This is a genomic window from Photorhabdus namnaonensis, from assembly GCF_001684335.1.
GTDB lineage: Bacteria > Pseudomonadota > Gammaproteobacteria > Enterobacterales > Enterobacteriaceae > Photorhabdus > Photorhabdus namnaonensis.
Window position 1 is genome coordinate 824 of sequence record NZ_LOIC01000063.1, and the last position, 24,593, is coordinate 25,416.

Consider the following 24,593-nt stretch of genomic DNA (forward strand, 5'->3'; position numbering starts at 1 on the left):
GCGCCAGTTGCCCGGGATAGCCAGTGTGCCTTCATTCATTTGATAAGTTGTGTTTTCCATGCTTTTTCCGTTGTTGATTGAAACAGGTTGTCATGCTCCGGTGAACTCACCTGGCGTGGTCAGATAACAACAAGATGAGCGGTTAACTGAACGCATTATCAGGTCAGGGAAGCGGCTCATAAGTTACCCGGGAAGTAAAGAACCCAAGGCAAGTTACGTCATAACTCTCTCTAAAGCGATAAAAACACCAACAGTTTGTCGCTGAGAGTCTTATTGATAACCTGTATGAACAGGCAACGTCGGGGATAGGCTATTGCGGTTTAAGCGTCTGGTTAAGATAACGCATCAGTCGTTTTATGTGTTTAATATCCAATCAGGAACATATAATAAAAACTGCCTGTTGTCCCGTTTGTTTGGGGGATGAACATTTGATGAGTTTAATAAATGTGACATAAATCCCAGATTTTTTACGCCGCTATGTTCACCAAAGATTCGATTTAAGTAAACCTCAGATTAATTAATACTCATCATATTCTTCAATGGTCACTTGCAGCGATAATATTTTCCCATTGCGCAATAAAGTGACAGGAACAACGCTGCCGGGGCGTATTTCAGCCACTTGATCCATTGTTTCAACCGCAGAAATAGCGGGTTTATTATTGACGCTAGTAACGATATCGCCCACTTTAATACCGGCTTTTTGCGCTGGTCCGTTTGCAGTCACCTGAAATACTCGTAACCCCTGAATCTGGTTAATATTGCCGTTAGAAGAGCGAATATGTGGCAGCTCTTGTGACGTTATGCCGATAAAACCTCGGATAACTCGTCCATCACGGATAAGTTTCTGCATAATCTTAGTGGCGAGCTCAGTCGGAATAGCAAACCCTAACCCTTCTGGCGTTTCACCATTTTCACTTTTATCGAATGATAATGTATTGATACCCACTAGTTCGCCAAGGGTGTTAATCAGTGCGCCGCCGGAGTTACCTTGATTAATGGAAGCATCGGTCTGGAGAAAGTTTTGACGGCGGGTAGGGCTTAATCCAACGCGACCGGTAGCGCTGATAATCCCTTGAGTAATGGTTTGCCCCAAATTATAAGGGTTACCAATGGCGAGAACGACATCTCCCACATGGGCTACTCTATTTGGATTTATCGTTATGACAGGTAGGTTTTCGGCATCAATTTTCAGGACGGCAAGATCCGTTAAGCTGTCAGAGCCTATGACCAGAGCTTCATAAAAATGACCGTCTTGCAGTGCGACAATAATTTGTCCCGCATTATTAATGACGTGTTTATTGGTAAGGATATAGCCCTTATCACTCATGATGACGCCAGAGCCAAGGGTATGGTTTTCCCGGCCTTGATGGGAAAAACTCCCCATGTTGCTGCTGTAAACATTAACCACGGCAGGCGCCGCCCTACGGACACCTTTATTAAAGCTGAATGGAACTTCGTCATTACTGTTGCTGGTTATTGCAGACATCAGCCCGCCAGGGCGCAGTGATGGAATGGTAATCAGTAAAATTACAGCTACAAGTAATCCTAAAAAAGCAGAGCGCAGCAACTTGGCAATCATGGGTATTATTCGGTGTGAGTTAATGAGTCATGGCAGGATAACATAGAAATTAACAGATACTGCATTATGCTGTATTTACTTTTAGAGCTTCGATTATCATGGTTGAGTTTTCATTAATAATAAAACGAAAAAATTTGTACTGACGGTTCGCGTGGGTATTAAACTCTTTTTTATCGTATTTTGCACAACCAGAGGGGGTTTTAACGCTGTTTTTACTGTCTTTAATTTTTCGTTTTTACGTTTTTTATTTACTTCGTAACGTTGATATTCGCTCAGATTAAATCATGTGGAGTACCGTTTTTCATATCGTTTGAAAACCAGGGGGGGCAGAAGTTTTCACTCATTCAGGTAAGATGAGATACGCTTTATCTGCATATGATAAAACAGTCGTTAAAAAGCCTTTATAGTCTGTTAGTGTCGTTTTAAAATCGGGAAAAAATAGTCAGTGTGTTATGAAAAAACAGGTAAAAATTTTAACTATTAAAGGTGAAAATAAGTGATTAAGGTTTTAAAAAAAATGGGTAAAAATTCGATGCTTTATTGACATTGGAAGAGAAAGCATTCGGAAAAACCGGCCTTGAATTGATTAACACAGTGACCGCGTTAATCCAGTAATAAGAGTAAAAATATTTAACAGGATTAACCGAATTAAGCTAATGTGCTTAAATAAGCGGTTTTGCATGGGTTGTAAGGCGTTTGCGAAAAACAGAGATAATGATTAAAGAAAATCGATAAACCTTTAGATTGACTAGGTTAGCCGTATTAAAAATGACGAAATCATCAGGCATTGAGTTTAAATATTATTAGCATCTCGGTTATCTGCTCTGGTTTTAACGTTGAAAAGTTAGATGCAGGGAAAAAAGAAAACTTAAACATCAGTTTAGTTAACATAGGGCAATTAAATGCGTATCAGGAGATGAAAAAACATGAGGTTGATAAAAACTACGCAATGAAGCTCCTCTTTTGCTTAAAAAAACAAAAAAACAAAAAAACAAAAAAACGGAATGATAATTGTTTTACCGATTCCATCTCTTTTAACATGGTTAACTTTCTCTTTTTACTTGTATTTCCCGCTTTTAGCGATCGTAAGCGCTTTTTTATCGGTAATTAATTCATCTGAGGATTAAAAAAGCAGGTATCCCATTAATGCCAGATTTTTAAAAGGGACGGCGTAAATAAAAAAGGTTTATTCCTTGCTATAATGATTTAAAAGTGAGTATACAGAGAGATTAAAGATTTATATAAGGATTTAACTCAATAGATACCTTCTTTATAAGGACAGTTAATTGCTTTTAATAAAAATCCATTAACCATTAACAGAGAGTTGAAAAGAAATCAGCAGGTAAAATAATGTTATTCGGCATGTTGATATTAAAATATTTTTTCACCATTATTTTACTAAGCAAGTTATAAACATGACGCAATAAAAAGAGGGATAAAACGGTTAATGTGGTAGGATTTAACTTCTAAACAGAGAGTTGATTATCCGAGAAAGTATAAGATAGTATCTTTAATCTCATCAGGCTATTTACTGGCATAATTTATCCGAAAAATAAAGAGTGGCAGCCTATAAAAATCTCTCAGGATTGAGAGTAAACAGCCTCAGCAAAGATAAAAAGCGGGTAAATTAACGTTGGTTAAATGTAAAATACGGTATGCCATGATGATTAAATTGAATAAAAATCAGGTATTAAAAGTGGTAAAAACAACGGTTAAAACCTGATGCCAATTAAAATCAGAGGTTAAAACAATGGCTTATATTTTTTCATAACTTAACGCGTCCTTTTTCCACAATATCCAGCCGTTCGGTTAAAAAGTTAGAGTTAGCTTTTTCTTGTTGCGAAAAGGAATTCCAACTGGGTTTAACCGGCCGCAGAATAATGATATCGCCTTCACGAATAATCTCCAATTCGTTCACTCCCTCGAAATCGAGGTCATGAGGTAAACATACAGCTCGGTTATTGCCGTTTTTAAATACGACTACGGTTCTCATATTGAGTCCTCCAGAAAAACTATTTACAAGTTCACCCGTCGTGAGGGATATCAACGACTTTGAGATACAGCGTTACGCTGTATCTCAAATGGAATTAGATCGGTTTTTACTAAAATTATTAATTTCTCAGTAACAAATAGATACTCTCTTCACCGCGAAGAATGTTCAGCGCTATGACTGGCGGTTTAGAATCAATGACTTTGCGCAGTTCATTAATATTCTGTATCCGTTCATTATTGATCCCAACAATCAGGTCATTTTTCTGTAAGCCAGATAACGCCGCCGGTGAGTTTTGAGCGACATTATCTATTTTCACACCGTAAGTTCCTTTCACCTCACCATTGCTCAGGGTTGCACCTTGCAGGGCAAGGGTTAGATTTCCGGCTTTGGTTGTTTGACCTTCACTGTTTTCCAGCGTAACAGAAACCTCCATTGGCTTACCTTTACGCAATAAGCCAATTTTAATTTCTTTGCCTGGTATCGTTGTGCCGATTTTTGCTTTCAGCTCAGCAAAGCTACTAATCTTCTTGCCATCAACGGAAACAAGAATGTCGCCGGATTTAATACCTGCTTTCGCTGCTGCGGATTTTGGTAATACTTCACTGACAAATGCCCCGCGCTGAGCATCGATATTGAATGCTTTGGCGATATCGGAATTCATTTCCATGCCTTTAATACCAAGAATACCGCGCTTGACTTCACCATGAGCGATAAGCTGCTCACTCAAGGTTTTTGCCATATTACTTGGGATTGCGAAGCCGATACCGATGTTACCGCCACCCGGGGCCAGAATAGCGGTATTGATACCAATTAATTCACCATTTAAATTAACTAGTGCGCCGCCGGAGTTGCCACGGTTAATAGAAGCATCCGTTTGGATGAAATTTTCTAACCCTTCCAGGTTCAGACCGCTACGTCCTAACGCAGAGATAATGCCGGAAGTTGCAGTTTGACCAAGGCCGAACGGATTACCAACCGCGACAGCAAAATCACCAACTCGGAGCTTATCGGAATCGGCCATCGTAATTGCAGTTAAATTCTTAGCATCTTTCAGTTGCAGCAGGGCAATATCAGTCTGAGGATCGCGGCCTAACAATCTGGCCTCATATTCACGTCCATCATTCAATTGGACGCGGATTTTATCTGCGTTCTCGATAACGTGATTGTTGGTTAATATATAACCTTTCGCGGCGTCAATGATGACGCCTGAGCCAAGCCCTTGGAATGGGCGGGTGCTTTCGCGGCCCATTGGTAGATTTGGACCAAAGAAGAATCTGAATTCTTCGGGTATACTCTGTTCCTGTTGTACCTGCGTACCGGAAACATGCACGCTGACAACGGCTGGCAGGACTTTTTCAAGCATCGGTGCAAGGCTTGGTAACGCCTGACCGGCAATAGCAGCAGGTAAAGCAGCGCTACTGATAGTCGGGACCGAAATTGTAGACAGTCCGATACTGATTGCTAACGCACTAAGGAATAAGTGTTTTCTTTTCATCTAATTTTGTTCTCTTGTATACCTAAGCCAGAAGGCCAATGAAGTTAATTCCGGCAAGCAGCCATGATTATTCTATGACTGTTAATTATTAAATAAAGTTCATCGGGCAAACAGATTTAGCATGATTCTTTACAGGTATTTACATGATTGAGAAACAAAAAGACAAAACTTGCAGCTAGATAATAGATTTTACATTTGAATTAGTGCTGTGGCACAAAACATGCCACAGCAAAAATTTTTACTGGTTTTTTTCGTTCATCGGACGAAACAGGCCGGAAGCGCCGTCGGAATAATCCTTTGGCGGCATCTTAACCGGAGCTTGATCATTATCCGCTTCTGATTCAGTCAATCGATAATTAAATGGATTGTCTTGTACTGGCATATTCGGCATCAGTTCATGAGAGCTTTTAGCCATATGCTGATATAACTGACGATAATCGCGAGCCATATTGTCGAGTAATTCTGCACTGCGGGCAAAATGACCAACTAATTCTTTACGGTACTCTTCCAGTTCTGATTTATTATTCTCCAGTTCGGTTTGTAAGGCTTTCTGCTGGCGCAGCTTAGCGTTACCAAAACGCATAACTAGCGCCCCGATAACAAAACCAACTGCCAATCCAATCAGTGCATACTCCCAAGTCATAGCTACTCCTTCATCAACATCGTTGTTCCGCAGAATGTTTCACTTAATTATCGTCACTATAACCGTTAATCTAGTTAGAGTGGAATATTGATCATGATTTACATTTGTTTGTAGACCTTATTCTGAACCTTATTGTAGACAATTGATCCGGTAATAAGGTCAATCTGAATCATAAAAACGATAAAAAATGGGCGATTATTTTAAGGATTGTTATTGTCATGCCATCATTGATTACCCCTTCATCATACTATCAAAAAGCCCTTTCCGAGGGTAAATACCAACCAGATGAGGTTCAGCGTCAAGTCGTTGCTCAATTGGATACCATTCATCATGCTCTGATTAATGCTTCTGCCGGCTGTCCCGTGAAACGCCAAAGCTTGAAAGGTCGTCTGAGTAAACTGTTAGGCAAGCCGACTTCAATGAGTTGTTCACCTGTTCAAGGGCTTTATATGTGGGGAGGTGTTGGTAGAGGGAAAACTTGGTTAATGGATATGTTTTACCAAAATTTACCCGGTGAAAGAAAATTACGTTTGCATTTCCATCGTTTTATGCTGCGAGTGCATGAAGAGTTAAAGGCATTGCAAGGGCATGAAAATCCTCTGGATATTGTGGCGGATGGTTTTAAAGCGGAAACCGATGTGCTTTGCTTTGATGAGTTTTTCGTTTCCGATATTACCGATGCCATGATTCTCGGTACATTGTTGGAGGCGCTGTTTGTCAGGGGAATTACCTTGATTGCAACGTCCAATATTCCTCCAGATGAACTCTATCGCAATGGCTTACAGCGAGCTCGTTTTTTGCCTGCTATTGAGCAGATCAAAAAATATTGTGATGTTATGAATGTGGATTCGGGTATTGACTATCGGTTGCGCACATTGACACAAGCTCATCTCTATTTTGCACCGCTGAATGAAGATAATGAACGAGAGATGGATCGAATGTTTATGCTTTTGGCCGGTAACAGCGGTGAACAAGCTTCGGTGTTGGAAATTAACCATCGGCAGATGCCGGCGATTCGTAACGCTGATGGTGTATTGGCAATTGGATTTAAAGTTTTGTGTGAAGATGCGCGTAGTCAGATGGATTATATTGTTTTAGCAAAACTTTATCACACTGTTTTGTTATATCAGGTTCCAGCGATAATGCCGGGTAATGAAAATGCCGCTCGTCGTTTTCTGGCTCTGGTTGATGAGTTTTACGAACGCCGGGTAAAGCTGATCATTAATGCGGCGGTGCCGATGGAGCAAATTTACCAAGGGGTGTTGTTGACTTTTGAATACCAGCGTTGCTTATCTCGTTTGCAAGAGATGCAAAGTGAAGAGTATCTGAAATTACCTCATTTACCTTAATTTTATGTTTACCCGTATATTTCAGATTCAAAACTGATTTTAAATATTCAAATTGGGGTCGATTTTTATTTTTGACTTCTCTATAATCTCGCGACCCCACGTTACAGCAATGTTTTTTTCCCAAAAACTTGCAATAGTGCCGGCATAGGCTATTCGAAGGGGTAGGTTTGCTGGACAAGAGTCGTGTGAACCTCAGCAAGTTTCTGAACCTTGAGTGTTCACCAACGTGTAACTTATTATTGGGTAAGCTTTAATGAAAACTTTTACAGCTAAACCAGAAACCGTAAAACGCGACTGGTATGTTGTTGACGCAAATGGCAAAACTTTGGGCCGTCTTGCAACTGAAGTGGCTCGTCGCCTGCGCGGCAAGCATAAAGCGGAATACACTCCGCATGTTGATACTGGTGATTACATCATCATCGTTAATGCAGAAAAAGTTGCAGTCACCGGCAACAAGCGTTCTGATAAAATCTACTATCACCACACCGGTCATATCGGTGGTATCAAGCAAGCGACCTTTGAAGAGATGATTGCTCGCCGTCCTGAGCGTGTAATTGAAATCGCGGTTAAAGGCATGCTGCCAAAAGGGCCACTGGGCCGTGCAATGTACCGTAAACTGAAAGTTTACGCCGGTAGCGAGCACAACCATGCGGCACAGCAACCGCAAGTTCTGGACATTTAATCGGGATTATAGGCAATGGCTGAAAATCAATACTACGGCACTGGTCGCCGCAAAAGCTCTTCCGCACGTGTCTTTATTAAGCCAGGTAGCGGTAATATCGTCATCAACAAACGCAGCCTTGAAGTTTACTTTGGCCGTGAAACAGCGCGCATGGTTGTTCGTCAGCCGCTGGAGTTGGTTGATATGTTGGGTAAACTGGATCTGTACATCACTGTTAAAGGTGGTGGTATTTCCGGTCAAGCAGGTGCAATCCGTCACGGTATCACCCGCGCACTGATGGCGTATGACGAAACTCTGCGTTCTGATCTTCGTAAAGCTGGCTTCGTTACCCGCGATGCTCGTGAAGTTGAACGTAAGAAAGTTGGTCTGCGTAAAGCACGTCGTCGTCCACAGTTCTCCAAGCGTTAATTTTTTGTCTTTATGGCAATTATTTAATGTGCAAACCCGTCTTTGTGGCGGGTTTTTTACTTAATTATCCATACACTTCCCCCAAAATGTACAAAATCTGGTAAACTAGTGCCAATTTTTGCCTCATCCATTTGTCTGCCTATTATCTGAACGATGGTAATTGTTTTGGATAGTAATTGTGTTGGATAATAATTGCGTTGAATAGCGCATTCCGTATTCACCGTTGCGGCGCAGAAACATAAAGGGTGAGAATGAATGAGTAAGAATAGTCGTGGTCGTGTGGGGCTATTCATTCCTTTTTTAGATAAACTTGGAGGTTTTCATGGCTGTCGCTGCCAACAAACGTTCGGTAATGACTCTGTTTTCAGGCCCGGCCGACATTTTTAGCCATCAAGTGCGAATTGTATTGGCGGAAAAAGGTGTCAGCGTTGAAGTTGAACAGGTTGAGGCAGGTAACCTGCCACAGGACCTCATCGATCTGAACCCTTATCAGACAGTTCCGACTTTGGTTGATCGTGAGCTGGCGCTATATGATTCCCGCATCATTATGGAATATCTGGATGAACGTTTTCCTCATCCACCATTAATGCCAGTGTATCCAGTTGCCCGTGGTTCCAGCCGTTTGATGATGCACCGCATCCAAAAAGACTGGTACTCCCTGATGCATACGATTGAAGAAGGTAATTCTCAAGAAGCCAATACTGCCCGTAAACGATTAGCAGAAGAGTTGCTAGCAGTGGCGCCAATATTTAAAGAGATGCCATTCTTTATGAGCGAAGAATTCAGTTTGGTTGATTGTTATCTTGCTCCTTTACTATGGCGTTTACCGGTATTGGGTATAGAGTTACCGAGTTCTGGCACTAAAGATTTACAAATTTACATGCAGCGTGTCTTTGAACGTGATGCATTCTTGGCTTCGTTAACCGAAGCTGAACGTGAAATGCGCTTGCAATCCAGGAGCTGATTTATGGAGCTGTCTCAAATGTCTCCCCGTCGTCCTTATTTGTTGCGTGCTCACTACGAGTGGTTGCTCGATAATAATATGACTCCGCATCTGGTTATAGACGTGACTTTACGTGGAGTTAATGTACCAATGGAATATGCCCGCGATGGGCAAATTGTGTTGAATATAGCGCCGAGAGCTGTTGGTAATCTTGAGTTAACCAATGATGAAGTACGCTTCAATGCCCGTTTTGGTGGTGTTCCCCGTCGGGTTAATGTACCGATGGCGGCGGTTATAGCGATTTATGGCCGTGAAAACGGGGCGGGAATGATGTTTGAGCCTGAAGCAGCTTATAAAGATGAATATCTTTTTAAATCCGCTTCAGATCAGGATAAAGCGGGTACCTCTGCATCTGCGACAGATAATCTGGTATTAATTACGGATACATTGCCCGATGCCGAAGATAATAGTGGAACTTCACCTGATGATGAGCCACCAAAACCGACGAGAGGGCGCCCTGCTTTACGGGTAGTGAAATAAGCGTTAAAAGAGGGGGCGGCTTGCCTCCTTATTTTTTTCAAATTTATTGACTAGAATTCTGTATTGTAGGCTTTTTCTAACTCCCAGAAACAATCTTCAGATTTATCTTTAGCTTCTCTATCTGTAATGGCGCCTAAGCTCTTTTTAACCTTATCGACAAACTCTATTTTATTCTCTCTGGTTCCCAGTTCTGGTGGGATTGTGCAGATATCAGCCAGTGATAGATTGTTTTCTTTATCTGCGTTAGCAAGGACCTCGACAGGATTATTAATTAATGCCAGGGATAATGCGTAGCGTATCTCTTTGGCAAAATCTTGGTGCGTGCTTTGCGTTAATTTAAAAGCTAGTTTTATCCAGTTGTGGTCACCAGTGGAGATTTTGTGAACGATTTCTTGTCTGACCCCCATTTCACCTAATTCTGCCGCCACAGAGTTGGTACCTCTGTTTATAATTTCTTTAGTAATATCTTCGGGTGTCAAGGGTTGTGATAAAGCAAATGCCGTTTGATTTATAAGCAGCATTGACGAAAACAAAATTAGGGATTTCATTAATTTCATTAATGTTTCCAGTGTTTGTAGTTAAGTAAATATCATAGTGTTTGATTCTATTGATTAGAATATATTATTTAAATTCAACATTAATAAAAAATAATATTCTAAAACATTATATATGACAGTAACAAACCTGAAATGTTCATTAAGTTTACTTACTTTTTTGTGTAAGGGTAATTAGATTAATATAATTTATCAAATTGATCATAAAAAAAGAGACGGGAGCTGAAAAGCTCCCTTGGTTGATTAGATGTTTAGATAATCAAGAATGCCTTGCGCGGCTTTGCGCCCCTCGGCAATTGCGGTTACAACGAGATCTGAGCCGCGAACAGCATCTCCACCAGCAAATATTTGCGGATTGCTGGTTTGAAAGGGAATGTCTGAACTCTCTGGTGCGACAATGCGTCCCTGTTTATCCAAGGTTACTTGATGATCACTTAGCCAGTTCATGGTATGTGGTTTAAAGCCAAATGCCATGATCACTGCATCGGCCTTAAGCAGGTGTTCTGAACCTGCGATAATTTCAGCTTGGCGGCGTCCATTCTCATCAGGTTGACCTAGTTGAGTCCGTACCATTTTTATGCCACAGGCTTGACCTGAATGGTTGATTTCAATACTGACCGGTTGCAGATTAAACAGAAACTCTACGCCTTCTTCCTTGGCATTTTTGACTTCACGCTGGGAGCCTGGCATGTTGATTTCGTCACGACGATAAGCACAAGTAACTGAAGCCGCTTTTTGGCGAATCGAGGTTCTGACACAATCCATTGCCGTATCACCGCCGCCAAGCACCACGACCCGCTTACCTTGCATATTGATGAAAGGTTGCGATTGTAGGGCGGGATAACCCATCAAACGCCGGGTGTTGGCAGTCAGAAATGGTAGGGCCTCATAAACACCATCAGCATCTTCATTTGCCAGTCCCCCACGCATTGACTGATAGGTTCCTACACCAAGGAATACCGCATCAAACTGTTCAGTCAGCTCAGATAAGGCAATATCTTTGCCTATTTCAGTATTGAGCCGGAATTCAATGCCCATCTCAGAGAAAATTTCACGGCGGCGTATCATGACCTCTTTTTCCAGTTTAAACGCCGGTATGCCAAAGGTAAGTAATCCACCGATTTCCGGGTGACGATCAAAAACAACAGCTTGTACGCCATTACGGGTTAATACATCAGCACAAGCTAGCCCCGCAGGGCCTGCGCCAATAATCGCAACCTGTTTGCCCGTTGGCTGAACTTGTGACATATCGGGCTTCCAGCCCATAGCAATCGCTTTGTCATTGATGTAGCGCTCAATATTACCAATCGTCACGGCGCCGAACTCATCATTCAGAGTACAAGCGCCTTCACAAAGGCGATCCTGTGGGCAAACACGACCACAAACTTCCGGCAGGCTGTTTGTTTGGTGGGATAAATCAGCCGCTTCCATAATACGTCCTTCATTGGCAAGTTTAAGCCAATTGGGAATGTAGTTATGAACGGGGCATTTCCATTCGCAATAAGGGTTACCGCAAGAAAGGCAGCGATCGGCCTGTGTCTGTGCCTGAATTGCTGAAAATGGCTCATAGATCTCCACAAATTCTATTTTGCGGATTTTCAGCGGCTTTTTAGGCGGATCGACGCGTTGTAAGTCGATAAACTGATATACATTCTGGCTCATCTTGGCTCCTTATTGCGCTTGAATTCGCAATTCTGCGGAAGAACGACTGCGATGTCCCAGCAGGGCTTTCACATCACTGGATTTTGGTTTCACAAGCGCGAATTTACTCAGCCACTGTTGCCAGTTAGCAAGAATATCTTCACCGCGCAGGGAACCGGTCAGGAGGACGTGCTCAGTGATAAGCCCTCTCAAGTGTTCTTCGTGGATAGCTAAGGTAGCTACTGCCAGTACTTCGACTAACTCTGGGTTAACCCGTTTGCGGAAATCATCATTTTCATCCAGGACATAAGCAAAGCCGCCGGTCATTCCCGCACCAAAATTTATGCCAGTACGGCCGAGAATACAGACGATACCTCCTGTCATATATTCACAGCCATTATCTCCGATGCCTTCTACAACCGTAATCGCCCCTGAATTACGAACGGCGAAGCGTTCTCCAGCTCGCCCGGCAGCAAACAGTTTGCCCCCGGTTGCGCCATAGAGACATGTGTTGCCGATGATGGTCGCTTGATGACTTTTGAAGGCGGAACCTACCGGAGGGTGTATGACGATGCGACCGCCAGCCATGCCTTTGCCGACATAATCATTGGCATCACCGATAAGTGTCAGCTCCAGACCGCCGGCATTCCAGACACCAAAACTTTGACCGGCAGTACCGTTGAAATGGATTTTTATTGGCGCTGCGGCGATCCCCTGATTACCATGTCGAGCAGCAATAAAACCGGAAAGGGAAGCGCCCACTGAACGATCAGTATTACGGATATCAAAATAGAAAGTTTTACTTTGCTGGTTCTCAATATAGCTGGAAGCTTGAGCCAGTAAATTTTTATTCAGAGTCCCATTATCGAATGGTGGATTGTTTTCGGTGCAATATAATGTTTTGCCTTGATGGGGTTCCGCGGTTGCCAGGAGCGGATTAAGATTGAGTTTGCTCTGTTTTGCTGAAATACCTTCCAGTGCTTCAAGCAGGTCAGTTCGGCCGATTAAATCAGTGAGTTTTTTGACGCCCAACGCAGCCATAATCTCTCTGGTTTCACGGGCGATAAAGCGGAAATAGTTCATTACCCGCTCAGGTAAGCCGTGGTAGTGGTCGCGACGTAATTTCTCATCCTGAGTGGCAACCCCGGTCGCACAATTATTGAGATGGCAAATACGCAGATATTTGCACCCAAGGGCAACCATCGGTCCGGTACCGAAACCGAAACTTTCAGCGCCAAGAATGGCCGCTTTAATAATATCTACGCCGGTTTTCAACCCGCCGTCGACTTGTAAGCGGATCTTATGGCGTAATCCGTTAGCAACTAGCGCTTGTTGGGTTTCCACCAGCCCCAATTCCCAAGGGCATCCGGCATACTTCACCGATGACAATGGACTGGCGCCGGTACCGCCGTCGTAACCTGCGATAGTAATTAAATCGGCATAAGCTTTGGCAACGCCAGTGGCAACAGTACCAACGCCGGGTTCTGAAACCAGTTTTACTGAGATCAGCGCATTGGGGTTGATCTGTTTTAGATCGAAAATCAACTGAGCCAAATCTTCAATAGAGTAAATATCGTGATGTGGTGGTGGAGAAATAAGTGTTACGCCGGGCACGGAATAACGCAGTTTTGCAATATACGGTGTTACCTTATCGCCCGGTAATTGCCCACCTTCTCCAGGTTTAGCACCTTGCGCGACTTTAATCTGAATCACATCAGCGTTGACCAGATAAGCTGGTGTTACGCCAAACCGACCGGAAGCAACTTGTTTGATACGGGAAACCTTTTTTGTTCCGTAACGTGCGGGATCTTCTCCACCTTCGCCGGAGTTGGAAAAACCACCTAGCGTATTCATGGCTTCGGCCAGAGCTTCGTGTGCTTCGGGGCTTAATGCTCCAATCGACATCGCTGCGGTATCAAAGCGTTTAAACAGCTCTTCGGCAGGCTCTACTTCTTCAATAGGCAGAGGTTCAGCTTTTGTTTTTATCGTCAGTAAATCACGGATAGTGGTAATTGGGCGCTGATTAACCAGACGAGAATATTTTAAGTAATCGCTATATTCGCTACTATGAACCGCAGATTGTAAAGTGCTTACAACATCGGGGTTATAAGCGTGGTATTCGCCGTTATGAACATATTTCAGCAATCCGCCCTGATCGAGTGGTTGACGCGCGAGCCATGCACGTTTGGATAAGTTTCGCAGATCCTGCTCAAAATCGCTGAAATTAGCACCGCCAATTCGACTGACGACGCCATTGAAGCAAAATTCAGTTAATTCGGAATGTAAGCCGACAGCTTCAAATAGTTTAGAACAGCGATAGGAGGCGATAGTCGAAATGCCCATTTTCGACATGATTTTATATAACCCTTTATTGATACCATTGCGGTAGTTAAGCATGACATCAGCATAGGGTTTATTAATTGTGCCATTATCGACCATTTTGGCCAGTGATTCATAAGCCAGGTAGGGATAAATCGCTGTTGCGCCAAATCCCAGTAGTACGGTGAAATGGTGTGGATCACGGGCACTCGCTGTTTCTACTATCAGGTTGGTATCACAGCGTAGGTTTTTTTCTACCAAGCGATGTTGAATAGCGCCAACAGCCATAGGTGCTGGTATGGGTAACTTCTCCGGCGTAATGTTGCGGTCAGATAACACCAACAATACGGCTCCATCTCTGGCGAGTTGTTCAGCCTGATCACACAATGCGAACAGGGCATTTTGCAGATTGGTTTCTTGTGGATTGAAAGTTAAGTCTAATCGTTCTGCGCGGTAGTGTGGACTTTGCTGCGTTATTAATTGATGAAAATCAGAGTAGAGCAGAATAGGGGATTTAAAGCTTAATCGGTGTGCCTGTCCCTCTGCTTCGCAAAATACGTTCATCTCCCGCCCAATGCAGGTGGTGAGAGACATAACATGAGCTTCGCGTAGTGGGTCGATTGGCGGATTAGTAACTTGAGCAAACTGCTGGCGGAAATAGTCATAAATAATCCGTGGGCGGCTGGAAAGGACGGCAAACGGTGTATCATCCCCCATTGAACCGGTTGCTTCCTGACCATTCTCTCCCAGGACACGGATGATTTGATCTAGCTCTTCGTTGCTGTAGGCAAATTGTTTGTGATAGACCGCTAAGGATTGATCGTTCAGATCCCGGCGACCCGCTTGATCTTCCAGCAATTCTTCAAATGGAGTCAGGCGCTTGACGTTTTTATCCATCCATTCTTTATAGGGATGGCGGCTTTTCAAGTCATTGTCTGTTTCTTCTGCATGAAGGATGCGGCCTTGGCGGGTATCAATCACGATGAGTTCACCGGGACCAACGCGCCCTTTTTCCACCACTTCGTCCGGTTGATAATCCCAGATGCCGACTTCGGAAGCACAGGTGATCAGCTTATCTTTGGTGATGACATAGCGGGCCGGGCGCAAGCCATTGCGATCCAGATTACAGGCAGCATAGCGTCCATCTGACATAACGATACCCGCCGGGCCATCCCACGGCTCCATGTGCATGGAGTTGAAATCAAAAAAAGCTCGCAGATCTTCATCCATATCAGGGTTGTTTTGCCATGCGGGAGGAACTAGCAATCGCATAGCACGGATTAAATCCATGCCGCCGTTGAGAAACAGTTCCAGCATGTTATCCAGCGAGCTGGAATCTGACCCGGTTTCGTTGACAAAAGGGGCAGCCGTTTGCAGATCGGGAATCAGCGGCGTCTTGAATTTATAGGCTCTTGCTCGTGCCCACTGGCGGTTACCGGTGATGGTGTTTATTTCACCGTTATGGGCGAGATAGCGAAAAGGTTGTGCCAGTGGCCAGCGTGGGACGGTATTGGTTGAGAAGCGCTGGTGGAATAGGCAAATTGCCGATTCCAAACGTAAATCAGCCAGATCGGGATAGAAGCGGGGCAGATCTGCCGCCATGCACAGCCCTTTATAGATAGTCACCAGATTGGACAAGCTGCAAACATAAAAATCGCTGTCGTTGATGCGTTTTTCTATTCGGCGGCGAGCGACGAACAAACGGCGTTCTAAATCACGTGCACGCCAGCCTGATGGAGCATTAACAAAAATCTGTTCGATACGGGGGAGGCTTGAAAGGGCTATTTCGCCCAGAATATCACTGTTGATGGGGACTTCACGCCAGCCAACGACTGACAGAGTTTCATTTTGTAGCTCCTGTTCGACGATTTCCCGGCAGTTTTGCGCGATCTGAGGATCTTGACTGAGAAAGAGCATACCGACGGCGTAATTGCGGGCTAAATGCCACTCTTGCTCTTGTGCGACCATCCGAAAAAAACGGTCAGGTTTTTGCAACAATAAACCACAACCATCACCGGTTTTGCCATCTGACAGGATTGCCCCACGATGTTGCATTCTTGCCAGGGCATGGATAGCGGTACGTACTACTTTGTGGCTTGGCTCCCCTTCAATATGGGCTATCAATCCAAAGCCACAGTTATCCTTTTCTTGAGATTTGTTATACAGCATAGTTGAACCTCCCGAGGTTCTGTCCGACTCTCACAGAAACTCACAGACATTTGTGAGATTAATACTTTTACTGGCGTCTGAATTGCGCCCTCAATCAACCACCACTTGTTTATTTGTAATAAACAGGTGGTGACTTAAATGATATTGTGCCACTGCATAATTATGGTTCAGATGAGAATCTGACAGATGATTTCCAGTGACTTTCCAAGTTAACTAGAAATATAAATCAGGTCAAATATAGCAGGGATAAGATAAGGATAGGTGATAACTAAGGTTAACCTTATAATTTTTAAGTAAAAAATTTAATATTGGAGTTGTGTGATATAGATCATGTTAGGATTTTAATATGATTTATATCACTAATATTAGTGTAATATCTGTTTTATATATGCTGTTAAACTTTTATTTATTAGATTTAAAGTCTAACCAATATGAACTTTAAAGAATTAATATGTATTTTTGTTTCTTTATAAGAATAAAGTTTTATATTTTTGCGGGTATTAAAGGAGTAAAAAGAATTTTATGCTTATTTTATCAATGTATTTGATTATTTATTCATGTTTGGATTGTGCGAAAAGACCGGCAAGAGTAAAAAGCCAGAATAATGTTTGGTAAGTCGTAACTAAAACTATTAAATAATACTATTGTTTTACCAGGTCAACAATTTCTGTTATTCCTTCAACGAAGTGGCTGGTCTTTTACGGTATGATCTGGAATGGTCATATTTAACGGGAGTTTTTATGAAATGAAGCTGCTCAGGGGCCTGGCCCAATATTATGTTGATTTAATGATGAAATTGGGGTTAGTGCGCTTTTCATTACTGCTTGCATCCGCATTGGTTGTTCTTGCAATGGGTGTACAGATGGTAGTCACTTTTTTGCTTCAAGGAGGAGTGCAAAGTATTGATCTAGTTCGCTCAATCTTTTTTGGCTTGTTGATTACGCCTTGGGCTGTCTATTTTCTTTCGGTTGTTGTTGAACAGCTTGAAGAGTCGCGCCAACGATTATCCAAATTAGTTGAAAAGTTGGAAGTTATGCGCCAGCGTGATCGGGAACTTAATCAGCAATTAAAAGACAACATTATTAAGCTTAATCAGGAGATCTCTGTAAGGGAAAAAGCTGAACAGGCGCATCTGATATTGTTGGATAAACTCAAAGAAGAAATGAAACACCGTGAGCAGACGCAGATTGAATTGGAACAGCAATCGGTATTGTTGAAATCTTTTCTCGATGCCTCTCCTGATTTGGTTTACTACCGTAATGAAAATAATGAGTTTTCTGGTTGTAACCGGGCGATGGAGTTGCTGACGGGGAAAAGCCAGAAACAACTTGTCGGGCTGACGCCAAACGATGTTTATGACAAAGAAGTTGCTCGTAAAGTGATGAAAACCGATGAAAAAGTGTTCCGTCATAATGTTGCTCTCACTTATGAACAGTGGTTGGTTTATCCCGATGGCCGGAAAGCCTGTTTTGAGCTTCGGAAAGTCCCTTTTTATGATCGGGTGGGAAAAAGACACGGGCTTATGGGATTTGGGCGCGATATAACGGAGCGTAAGCGCTATCAGGACGCTTTGGAGAATGCAAGTAGGGATAAGACTACTTTTATCTCAACGATTAGCCATGAGCTTCGTACTCCTTTAAATGGCATTGTTGGTTTGAGCCGTATTCTGCTGGATACTGAGTTGACGTCTGAACAAAATAACTATCTGAAAACGATTCATGTCAGTGCGATCACGCTTGGTAATATTTTCAATGACATTATTGAAATGGATAAAATTGAACGGCGTAAAGTACAGATTGATAATCAGCCAATTGATTTTACCGGTTTTATATCCGATCTAGAAAACCTCGCTGGGCTGCTGGTGCAGCCGAAAGATATTAAATTTGTAATGAGTCCAGAACTGCCGTTGCCTGCCAGAATCATGACGGATGGTACTCGCTTGCGCCAAATTCTGTGGAACTTGATTGGCAATGCGGTGAAATTTACGCAAAAAGGGGAGATTAATGTTCGGATTTGGTACGAAGAGGGGGAACGCCTGCTGTTTGAAGTCGCAGATACGGGGATTGGTATCCCATATGATGAGCAAGAGAAGATTTTTGCGATGTATTATCAAGTGAAAGGCAGTCATGGTGGTTGTCCGGCAACGGGAACGGGTATTGGATTGGCGGTATCCAAGCGTTTAGCTCAAAGTATGGGAGGGGATATTGTGGTGGAAAGTGAGCCGGGACAGGGTTCTCGATTTACACTGTCTATCATTGCGCCTGCTATGGAGGAGTGTCTTCTATCCAAGGAAGATACAGAAGATTGCCCACTTCCGGCTTTGCATATCTTATTGGTAGAAGATATTGAGCTGAATGTGATTGTTGCTCGCTCTGTACTGGAGAAATTGGGTAACAGCGTAGAAGTCGCCATGAATGGTAAAGACGCGTTAGAAATGTTTGAGCCAGAAGAGTTCGATCTGGTATTGCTGGATATCCAGTTACCCGATATGACTGGATTAGATATTGCCCGCGAATTACGTCGGCGATATGCCAAAAAAGATCTGCCCCCACTGATTGCACTGACGGCAAATGTCTTAAAAGACAAAAAAGAGTATCTGGACGCGGGTATGAATGGTGTGTTGAGCAAGCCCCTCTCTGTGAATGCGTTAACCGCCATTATTGAACAATATTGGGGGGAACAGTCTGTGCATCATATGCAGCCGGAAGAAGAGGAGTCAGGATTGGTGAAAAAAAATGAAGATTTACTTGATACAGAAATGCTTAACCAATACATCGAACTCGTTGGACCTCAGTTGATTAGCGATAGTCTGAGTGTGTTTGAAAAGATGATGCCGGGTTACTTGTCTGTTCTTGACTCGAACATGACAGCTAAAGACCAGAAAGGCATTACGGAGGAAGCGCATAAGATAAAAGGTGCCGTGGGATCGGTTGGGTTACGTCATTTACAGCAACTGGCTCAACAAATTCAATCACCTGATTTACCTGCATGGTGGGACAATGTTCAGGAATGGGTTGATGAGTTAAAGCAAGAATGGAGAAACGATACGGAAATTTTGAGAGAATGGTTGGCGGAAGCTGAAAAAAAATAACCCCAACCGAGGTTGGGGTGCGCGAATACTGCGCCAACACCAGGGAAAACTTTTTACACGCCTATTTAATAGATCTTTGGTTGCGGCGAGTAAATGGGGAATTCTCCGTACATCATACAAGTACCAACATAGCAAAGATAAGATTTTTTGTTACAAGATTCATTAAAATCTGTGATGAAGATTGGTGTTTAACCCCCTAAAGGGTTAAGCAATAATCTACTACAAATGGAGTGAGGTATGAAATCAGTTGCGGTTGTCTTAAGTGGATGTGGTGTCTTCGATGGTAGCGAAATTCATGAGTCAGTATTAACTATGCTTTCTTTAGACCGTTTAGGTGTTAAAACGAGCTTTTTTGCACCTGATGCACCACAACTTCATGTTATTAATCATATTAACGGCGAAGAAATAGGGGAAGAACGTAACATCCTACAGGAATCTGCCCGTATTTCGAGGGGAAAAATTAAGCCTTTATCACAAGCAAATGCAGATGAATTTGATGCCCTGATAATTCCTGGGGGATTTGGTGTTGCGAAGAATTTATGTGACTTTGCTGTTAAGACAGTTGATTGCGAAATAAATAAGGATTTATTAAGTTTGGTAAGGGCTATGCATAATCAATATAAACCGATGGGATTTATGTGCATTGCGCCTGTTATGTTGCCAAAATTACTTAATAAACCGGTGAAACTAACGGTCGGCAATGATCCTGAAACAGTTGCTCAAGTAGAAGCAATGGGGGGAGTCCATATAGTTTGTGAGGTAAATGATGTTGTTGTTGATTTAGAAAACAAAATTGTGACAACACCAGCCTACATGCTTGCTGAATCTATTTCTCAGGCAGAAGTGGGAATTGATAAACTTGTCAGAAAAGTATTGGAAATGACTGAGTAACTGGATGCGAAATCCTTTTCAATTTTTATGGTACTGGCTTAGAAAAATCGTAATCTCAGTTACTATCTTATGGATAGTTTCTGTTGTTGCATTTTCATTTTTGCCAGTGCCTTTTTCTATGGTTATGGTTGAGCGCCAGATTAGCGCCTGGGTATCGGTTAATTTTTCTTATGTATCTCATTCTGACTGGGTAGGGCAAGGACAAATATCGCCAAATATCGCATTGGCTGTTATTGCTGCGGAAGATCAAAAATTTCCACAGCATTGGGGATTTGACTTTGATGCTATCGAAAGTGTGCTTGCACGTAACCAAAATAATTCTGGAAGACTCAGAGGAGCTTCAACGATTTCTCAGCAAACGGCCAAAAATTTATTTTTGTGGGATGGGCGTAGCTGGTTAAGAAAAGGGTTGGAAGCCGGGATGACCTTTGTCATAGAACTGGGATGGTCAAAAAGCAGGATTCTAACTGTTTACCTTAACATAGCAGAATTTGGTGATGGAATTTTTGGTGTTGAAGAGGCATCCAGACACTATTTTCATAAATCAGCCAGTAAATTGACGGCATCAGAAGCGGCTTTACTTGCTGCTGTATTGCCTAATCCACACCGTTATAAAGTTAACGCGCCTTCGGCTTATGTTTTACAGCGTCAACAATGGATTTTGCGGCAAATGCGGTTATTAGGTGGGGTAAGTTATCTTGAGAAAAATGGGTTGATGAAAAACGATTGAGGGAAGAATCGAGAGGTTATTTGGTCTGACGTTGAATGATGAAAAGAGGTAAAACGCCGGCGCCAAAAAATGACGCGGCCTAATACCCGGATGTTTGACCGATTTATCGTGTCATCATCTTCAATCAATGTGGTTAATTCAGATAAGTGAAGGCGGTTGTTACCCGCTTAACTCCGTTAGTTTCACTGGCAATTTTCGCTGCGGCGTTACCTTCCTGTTTGGTCAGAATGCCCAATAAAAAGACTTCGCCGTTTTCCGTAACGACTTTTATGTTGGAAGACTTAACCGAGTCACTAGCCAAGATTTTTGAGCGTACTTTAGTTGTAATCCAGGTATCTTTGGACGCTGTACTTAATGCAACGGGTTTCCCCTGACGAATTTCATTGTAAACAGTGTGTGCTCCATCAACCCGCGATGCTATTTGTTTAGCTCGGTCTGAAAGGTTTGAATCTGGGCTTTGACCTGTCAGTAAAACTTTTCCTTGATAGGCGGTGGTAATAATGCGGGTTTGCTCTTTGAGCTGCTTATCTTTGTTAAGAGCATTACTGACACGGGCTTCGAGGGTACTATCATCAACCTGTTGACCAACTGTTCGGGGATCGGTTGCTGTTTTAGTCGCTACGGCGGCAGAGCCTACCACGACGGCGCCAATACACCCCTGTAACATCACAGCAGTGCAAATTGTAGCTAATAGGGAGAAAAATCGCATTATTGGCTCCTTAGTCATCCTGATGGGGAAAGAGTGTATTATCGATTAAGTCACATAAGCAGTTCACTGTTAGCATATGAACTTCTTGAATTCTGGCACTGCGATGAGATGGAATACGAATCTCTACATCTTGTGGCCCGAGTAAGCCGGCAAGCTCGCCGCCATCGTAGCCAGTAAGGGCGACAATCGTCATATCGCGGGTTACAGCGGCTTCAACGGCTTTAACAATATCACGGCTATTACCATGCGTGGAAATCGCTAATAACACATCGCCAGGCTGACCTAATGCCCGTACTTGTTTAGCATAAATTTCATCATGCTGTTTATTGCTTGAAATTGCAGTAATAACCACATTGTCTGCGTTAAGCGACAATGCAGGCAGGCTTGGACGTTCAGTCTCAAACCGGTTGATCATATTGGCGGCAAACCGTTGGGCGGTTGCGGCTGAGCCGCCATTGCCACAGCAAAGAATTTTATTACCATTCAGTAATGACTGAACCATCATCATTGCCGCTCGCGAAATAGCATCAGGTAATGCTTCTGCGGCTGCAATCTGAGTTTGAATACTTTCTGTAAAACAGACTTTAATTCTATCCAGCACCTTTATAACCTACTCAGTATCATTTTAACGAGAGAACTCATTTTGATTGAAGGCATTTTGCAACCATTCAAATTGTTGACCAGTAATAGCACAAATATCAAAGCGACAAGAAGAGGTTTCAAAACATTCGCCCCGTTGCAACAGCCATATTGCGGCCGCGTGTAATAATTTTTTACGCTTGCTATGGGTGACCGTCGCAAGTGCATCTCCATGTTGTCCCGATTTGCGGAAACGGACCTCAATAAAAACCCAAGTTTGCTTGTCTTTCATAATCAGGTCAATTTCACCACCGCGAACTTTCACATTTGCGGCGATAAAAGATAATCCTTGTTTTTGTAAAAACAACTTTGCCTGCGCTTCATGGTGGCGTCCTAGCAAATAACTTGTCGGCTTTTTTATTTTCATTCTGCTTTTTTATTTTCATTCTGAAATGCGTCATTTGAATTGAAAGGCCGCTTGGTAACAAGCGGCCAATGACTTAATCAAATAGCCGTGATTTGGCCTTGATGATATTTCATCCATGAGAGCTGTCGGAAAATGGTGCAGTTTTCCTGAACGGACAGTACCCCGGATGCACCATTGAGATGGAAATTACTTTGAAGTTGAACCTGGCTGAATTGATTTGCTAATGACCAGGCATCAATGCCCATAGCGTAAAGGCGCATCAAAGAGTAATCATTTGCAAATTTACTCGCTGCTTGCTGCATCAGCGGCAAGTTAGCACCGGCGATTAAGGGAATGTCGCTGAATTGCATTCCTTCCATCTCCAGACGGAAATCGGGACCGACGCCGGCCTGATTACTACGGGAACTTGCATAAAGGGCGGGCTTATCACGGGAACTGATCGCCATATCAATCATTGTCTTAATCAGCGTCAGTTCATCCAGAGTAGAAACAATATAAACTGCATCCACTGAGCCGCCGGTAGAGGTAGGAATGACATCGGTGTTTATCTGAGGGATTTCCAGATCACCAATGGCGATTGATGTAGGTTGATTGCTTGTGACATTGACGGCTGTTCCGGTTAGGCGGATACCCGTACCTCTATTAATTAATTGTTTCAGTTCGGCGGAAGAGCCAAAGGTTTGTTGCAGAACAGTATGCCCCCCTTGTTTTTGCCATTCCTGTGCAAAGGCGTTGGCAATGCGGTCGCCAAAAGTCCCTCTGGGGACCAAAATAAGAGGATTCTGTTTCTGTTGCTGCCAAATGTGTTCCGCAGCATTTTTCGCTTCATCTTCTGGTGATAAAGAAAAATAGCAGATATTGGACTGTGGTTGAGCATTATCTAACTCATTGAGTACTAACATATTTAATGAAGTATTTATCTGAGCGAGTTTAACCACATCGGGTTTAAGTAACGGTCCGACAACTAAACTCACGCCGTCCTGCTTAGCCTGAATGAATAAATTTTCCAATGGCTGACTGGCGGTGTCATAGATTTTAACCTGTTGTGTATTAATCGGCGCATTGGCTATGACAGGGGTTGTCTGAATAGTTGGTGTTGCTGATTCTACGGGCGCCGCTTCACTGGGGGAGATACCGGCAGAAACCACGTCATTTGACGCACTATCGTTGTCTGCTATAGATAAATTTTCCGGGTTTTCTGTTGGCAGTGATGGACTTGGTAAACCGGCCTGAGCATCAAGAAAACCTTGGCGAATGGCTTCACCGAATACTTTTGCTTGACCACTTAATGGCAGGAACAGAGCTAGATGGATATTTGTATCTTGCTGTTGGATGGCTGCCTGTTGTAACTGAGTTGGGAGTGACAATGCGGCAGGGTTTTGTGGATAACGAATTTTCCAGTCATGGATAGCCGCCTGTAGTTTGTCAGAGTCCTGTTTGTTATCCTGATAGGCGCTGAGTAAGTCCAGCCAGCCTTGCAGAACATTTTCATCAGCGTTGATGACTAACCCTCGGCGCTCTTGTGGTGAAAGACGGGTCAACATTTGCCAGGTGTCATCAATATTTTTTTGATGAGCCGCACTCTCTTTCAGAAGTGGTTCCTGAGCGATATAAGCACGGATGACATCAAGAGAAGGTTCGCCATGAGCGGCATCAATGATGGATTGATAACGGGCGATTTCTGTACTGATTTTGTCCTGAATTTGCGAAGGTTGCTGTCCCTGTTGGTCAGGTACGGTACATCCTGCGATGATCATAACTGCCAGCATGGCTGAACAGACTAAACCAGTTTTGATACGCACAAAAATTGAGGAAAGCATACTGTATCCAGCGATGTTTTTTTCAAAGATG

General features: G+C 43.1%; 19 protein-coding genes and 1 pseudogene. 9 read left to right on the top strand and 11 right to left on the bottom strand.

Annotated elements, in window-relative coordinates:
• Window positions 1-517: 517 nt before the first annotated feature.
• Window positions 518-1,579: an outer membrane-stress sensor serine endopeptidase DegS gene (degS, locus tag Phpb_RS11055; protein WP_065390385.1), complete on the bottom strand. Its 1,062-nt coding sequence runs from the start codon at window positions 1,577-1,579 to the stop codon at window positions 518-520.
• A 787-nt stretch (window positions 1,580-2,366) separates the two neighbouring features.
• Here degS and Phpb_RS11060 point away from each other — a divergent pair.
• A complete protein-coding gene (locus tag Phpb_RS11060) occupies window positions 2,367-2,690 on the top strand; it encodes a hypothetical protein (RefSeq protein ID WP_065390386.1) in 324 nt (107 codons plus the stop codon).
• Between the two features lie 654 nt (window positions 2,691-3,344).
• Here Phpb_RS11060 and vapB read toward each other — a convergent pair.
• The 3 genes from vapB to zapG all read right to left on the bottom strand — a co-directional run bounded on the left by vapB (window position 3,345) and on the right by zapG (window position 5,710).
• Window positions 3,345-3,572 (bottom strand): type II toxin-antitoxin system VapB family antitoxin, encoded by a 228-nt coding sequence (gene vapB / locus Phpb_RS11065; protein WP_036780297.1) that lies wholly within the window; start codon window positions 3,570-3,572, stop codon window positions 3,345-3,347.
• A 118-nt stretch (window positions 3,573-3,690) separates the two neighbouring features.
• A complete protein-coding gene (degQ, locus tag Phpb_RS11070) occupies window positions 3,691-5,067 on the bottom strand; it encodes a serine endoprotease DegQ (protein ID WP_065390387.1) in 1,377 nt (458 codons plus the stop codon).
• 238 nt (window positions 5,068-5,305) lie between these two features.
• The gene (gene zapG / locus Phpb_RS11075; RefSeq protein ID WP_065390388.1) at window positions 5,306-5,710 is read right to left on the bottom strand and encodes a Z-ring associated protein ZapG; all 405 of its coding nucleotides are present in this window, start codon (window positions 5,708-5,710) and stop codon (window positions 5,306-5,308) included.
• Window positions 5,711-5,928: 218 nt separating this feature from the next.
• On the opposite strand from zapG, the gene zapE reads away from it, so the two are divergent.
• The 5 genes from zapE (at window position 5,929) to sspB (ending at window position 9,632) form a co-directional block, all read left to right on the top strand.
• Window positions 5,929-7,059 carry a cell division protein ZapE gene (gene zapE, locus Phpb_RS11080; RefSeq protein ID WP_065390389.1) on the top strand — a complete coding sequence of 377 codons (1,131 nt, stop codon included), beginning with the start codon at window positions 5,929-5,931 and terminating at the stop codon, window positions 7,057-7,059.
• A 253-nt stretch (window positions 7,060-7,312) separates the two neighbouring features.
• Complete coding sequence (gene rplM, locus Phpb_RS11085) at window positions 7,313-7,741, top strand: 50S ribosomal protein L13 (protein ID WP_065390390.1); 429 nt, start codon at window positions 7,313-7,315, stop codon at window positions 7,739-7,741.
• 15 nt (window positions 7,742-7,756) lie between these two features.
• On the top strand, window positions 7,757-8,149 hold the full coding sequence (rpsI, locus tag Phpb_RS11090; RefSeq protein ID WP_011148146.1) for a 30S ribosomal protein S9: 393 nt from the start codon (window positions 7,757-7,759) through the stop codon (window positions 8,147-8,149).
• 322 nt (window positions 8,150-8,471) lie between these two features.
• Window positions 8,472-9,113: a stringent starvation protein SspA gene (sspA, locus tag Phpb_RS11095; RefSeq protein WP_036808599.1), complete on the top strand. Its 642-nt coding sequence runs from the start codon at window positions 8,472-8,474 to the stop codon at window positions 9,111-9,113.
• 3 nt (window positions 9,114-9,116) lie between these two features.
• Window positions 9,117-9,632: a ClpXP protease specificity-enhancing factor gene (gene sspB / locus Phpb_RS11100; protein ID WP_065390391.1), complete on the top strand. Its 516-nt coding sequence runs from the start codon at window positions 9,117-9,119 to the stop codon at window positions 9,630-9,632.
• 50 nt (window positions 9,633-9,682) lie between these two features.
• Here the strand turns inward: sspB and Phpb_RS11105 are convergent, their stop codons facing one another.
• From Phpb_RS11105 to gltB, 3 genes are all read right to left on the bottom strand, one after another.
• Window positions 9,683-10,189 (bottom strand): hypothetical protein, encoded by a 507-nt coding sequence (locus Phpb_RS11105; protein ID WP_065390392.1) that lies wholly within the window; start codon window positions 10,187-10,189, stop codon window positions 9,683-9,685.
• Between the two features lie 240 nt (window positions 10,190-10,429).
• The gene (locus Phpb_RS11110; RefSeq protein ID WP_065390393.1) at window positions 10,430-11,848 is read right to left on the bottom strand and encodes a glutamate synthase small subunit; all 1,419 of its coding nucleotides are present in this window, start codon (window positions 11,846-11,848) and stop codon (window positions 10,430-10,432) included.
• Between the two features lie 9 nt (window positions 11,849-11,857).
• Complete coding sequence (gene gltB / locus Phpb_RS11115) at window positions 11,858-16,315, bottom strand: glutamate synthase large subunit (RefSeq protein ID WP_065390394.1); 4,458 nt, start codon at window positions 16,313-16,315, stop codon at window positions 11,858-11,860.
• A gap of 745 nt (window positions 16,316-17,060) precedes the next feature.
• On the opposite strand from gltB, the pseudogene arcB reads away from it, so the two are divergent.
• The 3 genes and pseudogenes from arcB to mtgA form a co-directional block, all read left to right on the top strand.
• Window positions 17,061-19,452 (top strand): annotated as a pseudogene (gene arcB, locus Phpb_RS11120) (aerobic respiration two-component sensor histidine kinase ArcB); the annotation flags it as partial.
• Between the two features lie 191 nt (window positions 19,453-19,643).
• Window positions 19,644-20,297, top strand: a complete 654-nt coding sequence (gene elbB, locus Phpb_RS11125; RefSeq protein ID WP_065390395.1) for an isoprenoid biosynthesis glyoxalase ElbB — start codon at window positions 19,644-19,646, stop codon at window positions 20,295-20,297.
• 4 nt (window positions 20,298-20,301) lie between these two features.
• A complete protein-coding gene (mtgA, locus tag Phpb_RS11130) occupies window positions 20,302-21,027 on the top strand; it encodes a monofunctional biosynthetic peptidoglycan transglycosylase (RefSeq protein ID WP_065390396.1) in 726 nt (241 codons plus the stop codon).
• 133 nt (window positions 21,028-21,160) lie between these two features.
• Here the strand turns inward: mtgA and dolP are convergent, their stop codons facing one another.
• The 4 genes from dolP to Phpb_RS11150 all read right to left on the bottom strand — a co-directional run bounded on the left by dolP (window position 21,161) and on the right by Phpb_RS11150 (window position 24,562).
• Complete coding sequence (dolP, locus tag Phpb_RS11135) at window positions 21,161-21,736, bottom strand: division/outer membrane stress-associated lipid-binding lipoprotein (protein WP_036808610.1); 576 nt, start codon at window positions 21,734-21,736, stop codon at window positions 21,161-21,163.
• A gap of 10 nt (window positions 21,737-21,746) precedes the next feature.
• The gene (gene diaA / locus Phpb_RS11140) at window positions 21,747-22,337 is read right to left on the bottom strand and encodes a DnaA initiator-associating protein DiaA (RefSeq protein WP_036780324.1); all 591 of its coding nucleotides are present in this window, start codon (window positions 22,335-22,337) and stop codon (window positions 21,747-21,749) included.
• Between the two features lie 24 nt (window positions 22,338-22,361).
• A complete protein-coding gene (locus Phpb_RS11145) occupies window positions 22,362-22,742 on the bottom strand; it encodes a YraN family protein (protein ID WP_065390397.1) in 381 nt (126 codons plus the stop codon).
• A gap of 77 nt (window positions 22,743-22,819) precedes the next feature.
• The gene (locus Phpb_RS11150) at window positions 22,820-24,562 is read right to left on the bottom strand and encodes a penicillin-binding protein activator (RefSeq protein WP_065390480.1); all 1,743 of its coding nucleotides are present in this window, start codon (window positions 24,560-24,562) and stop codon (window positions 22,820-22,822) included.
• Window positions 24,563-24,593: the final 31 nt, after the last annotated feature.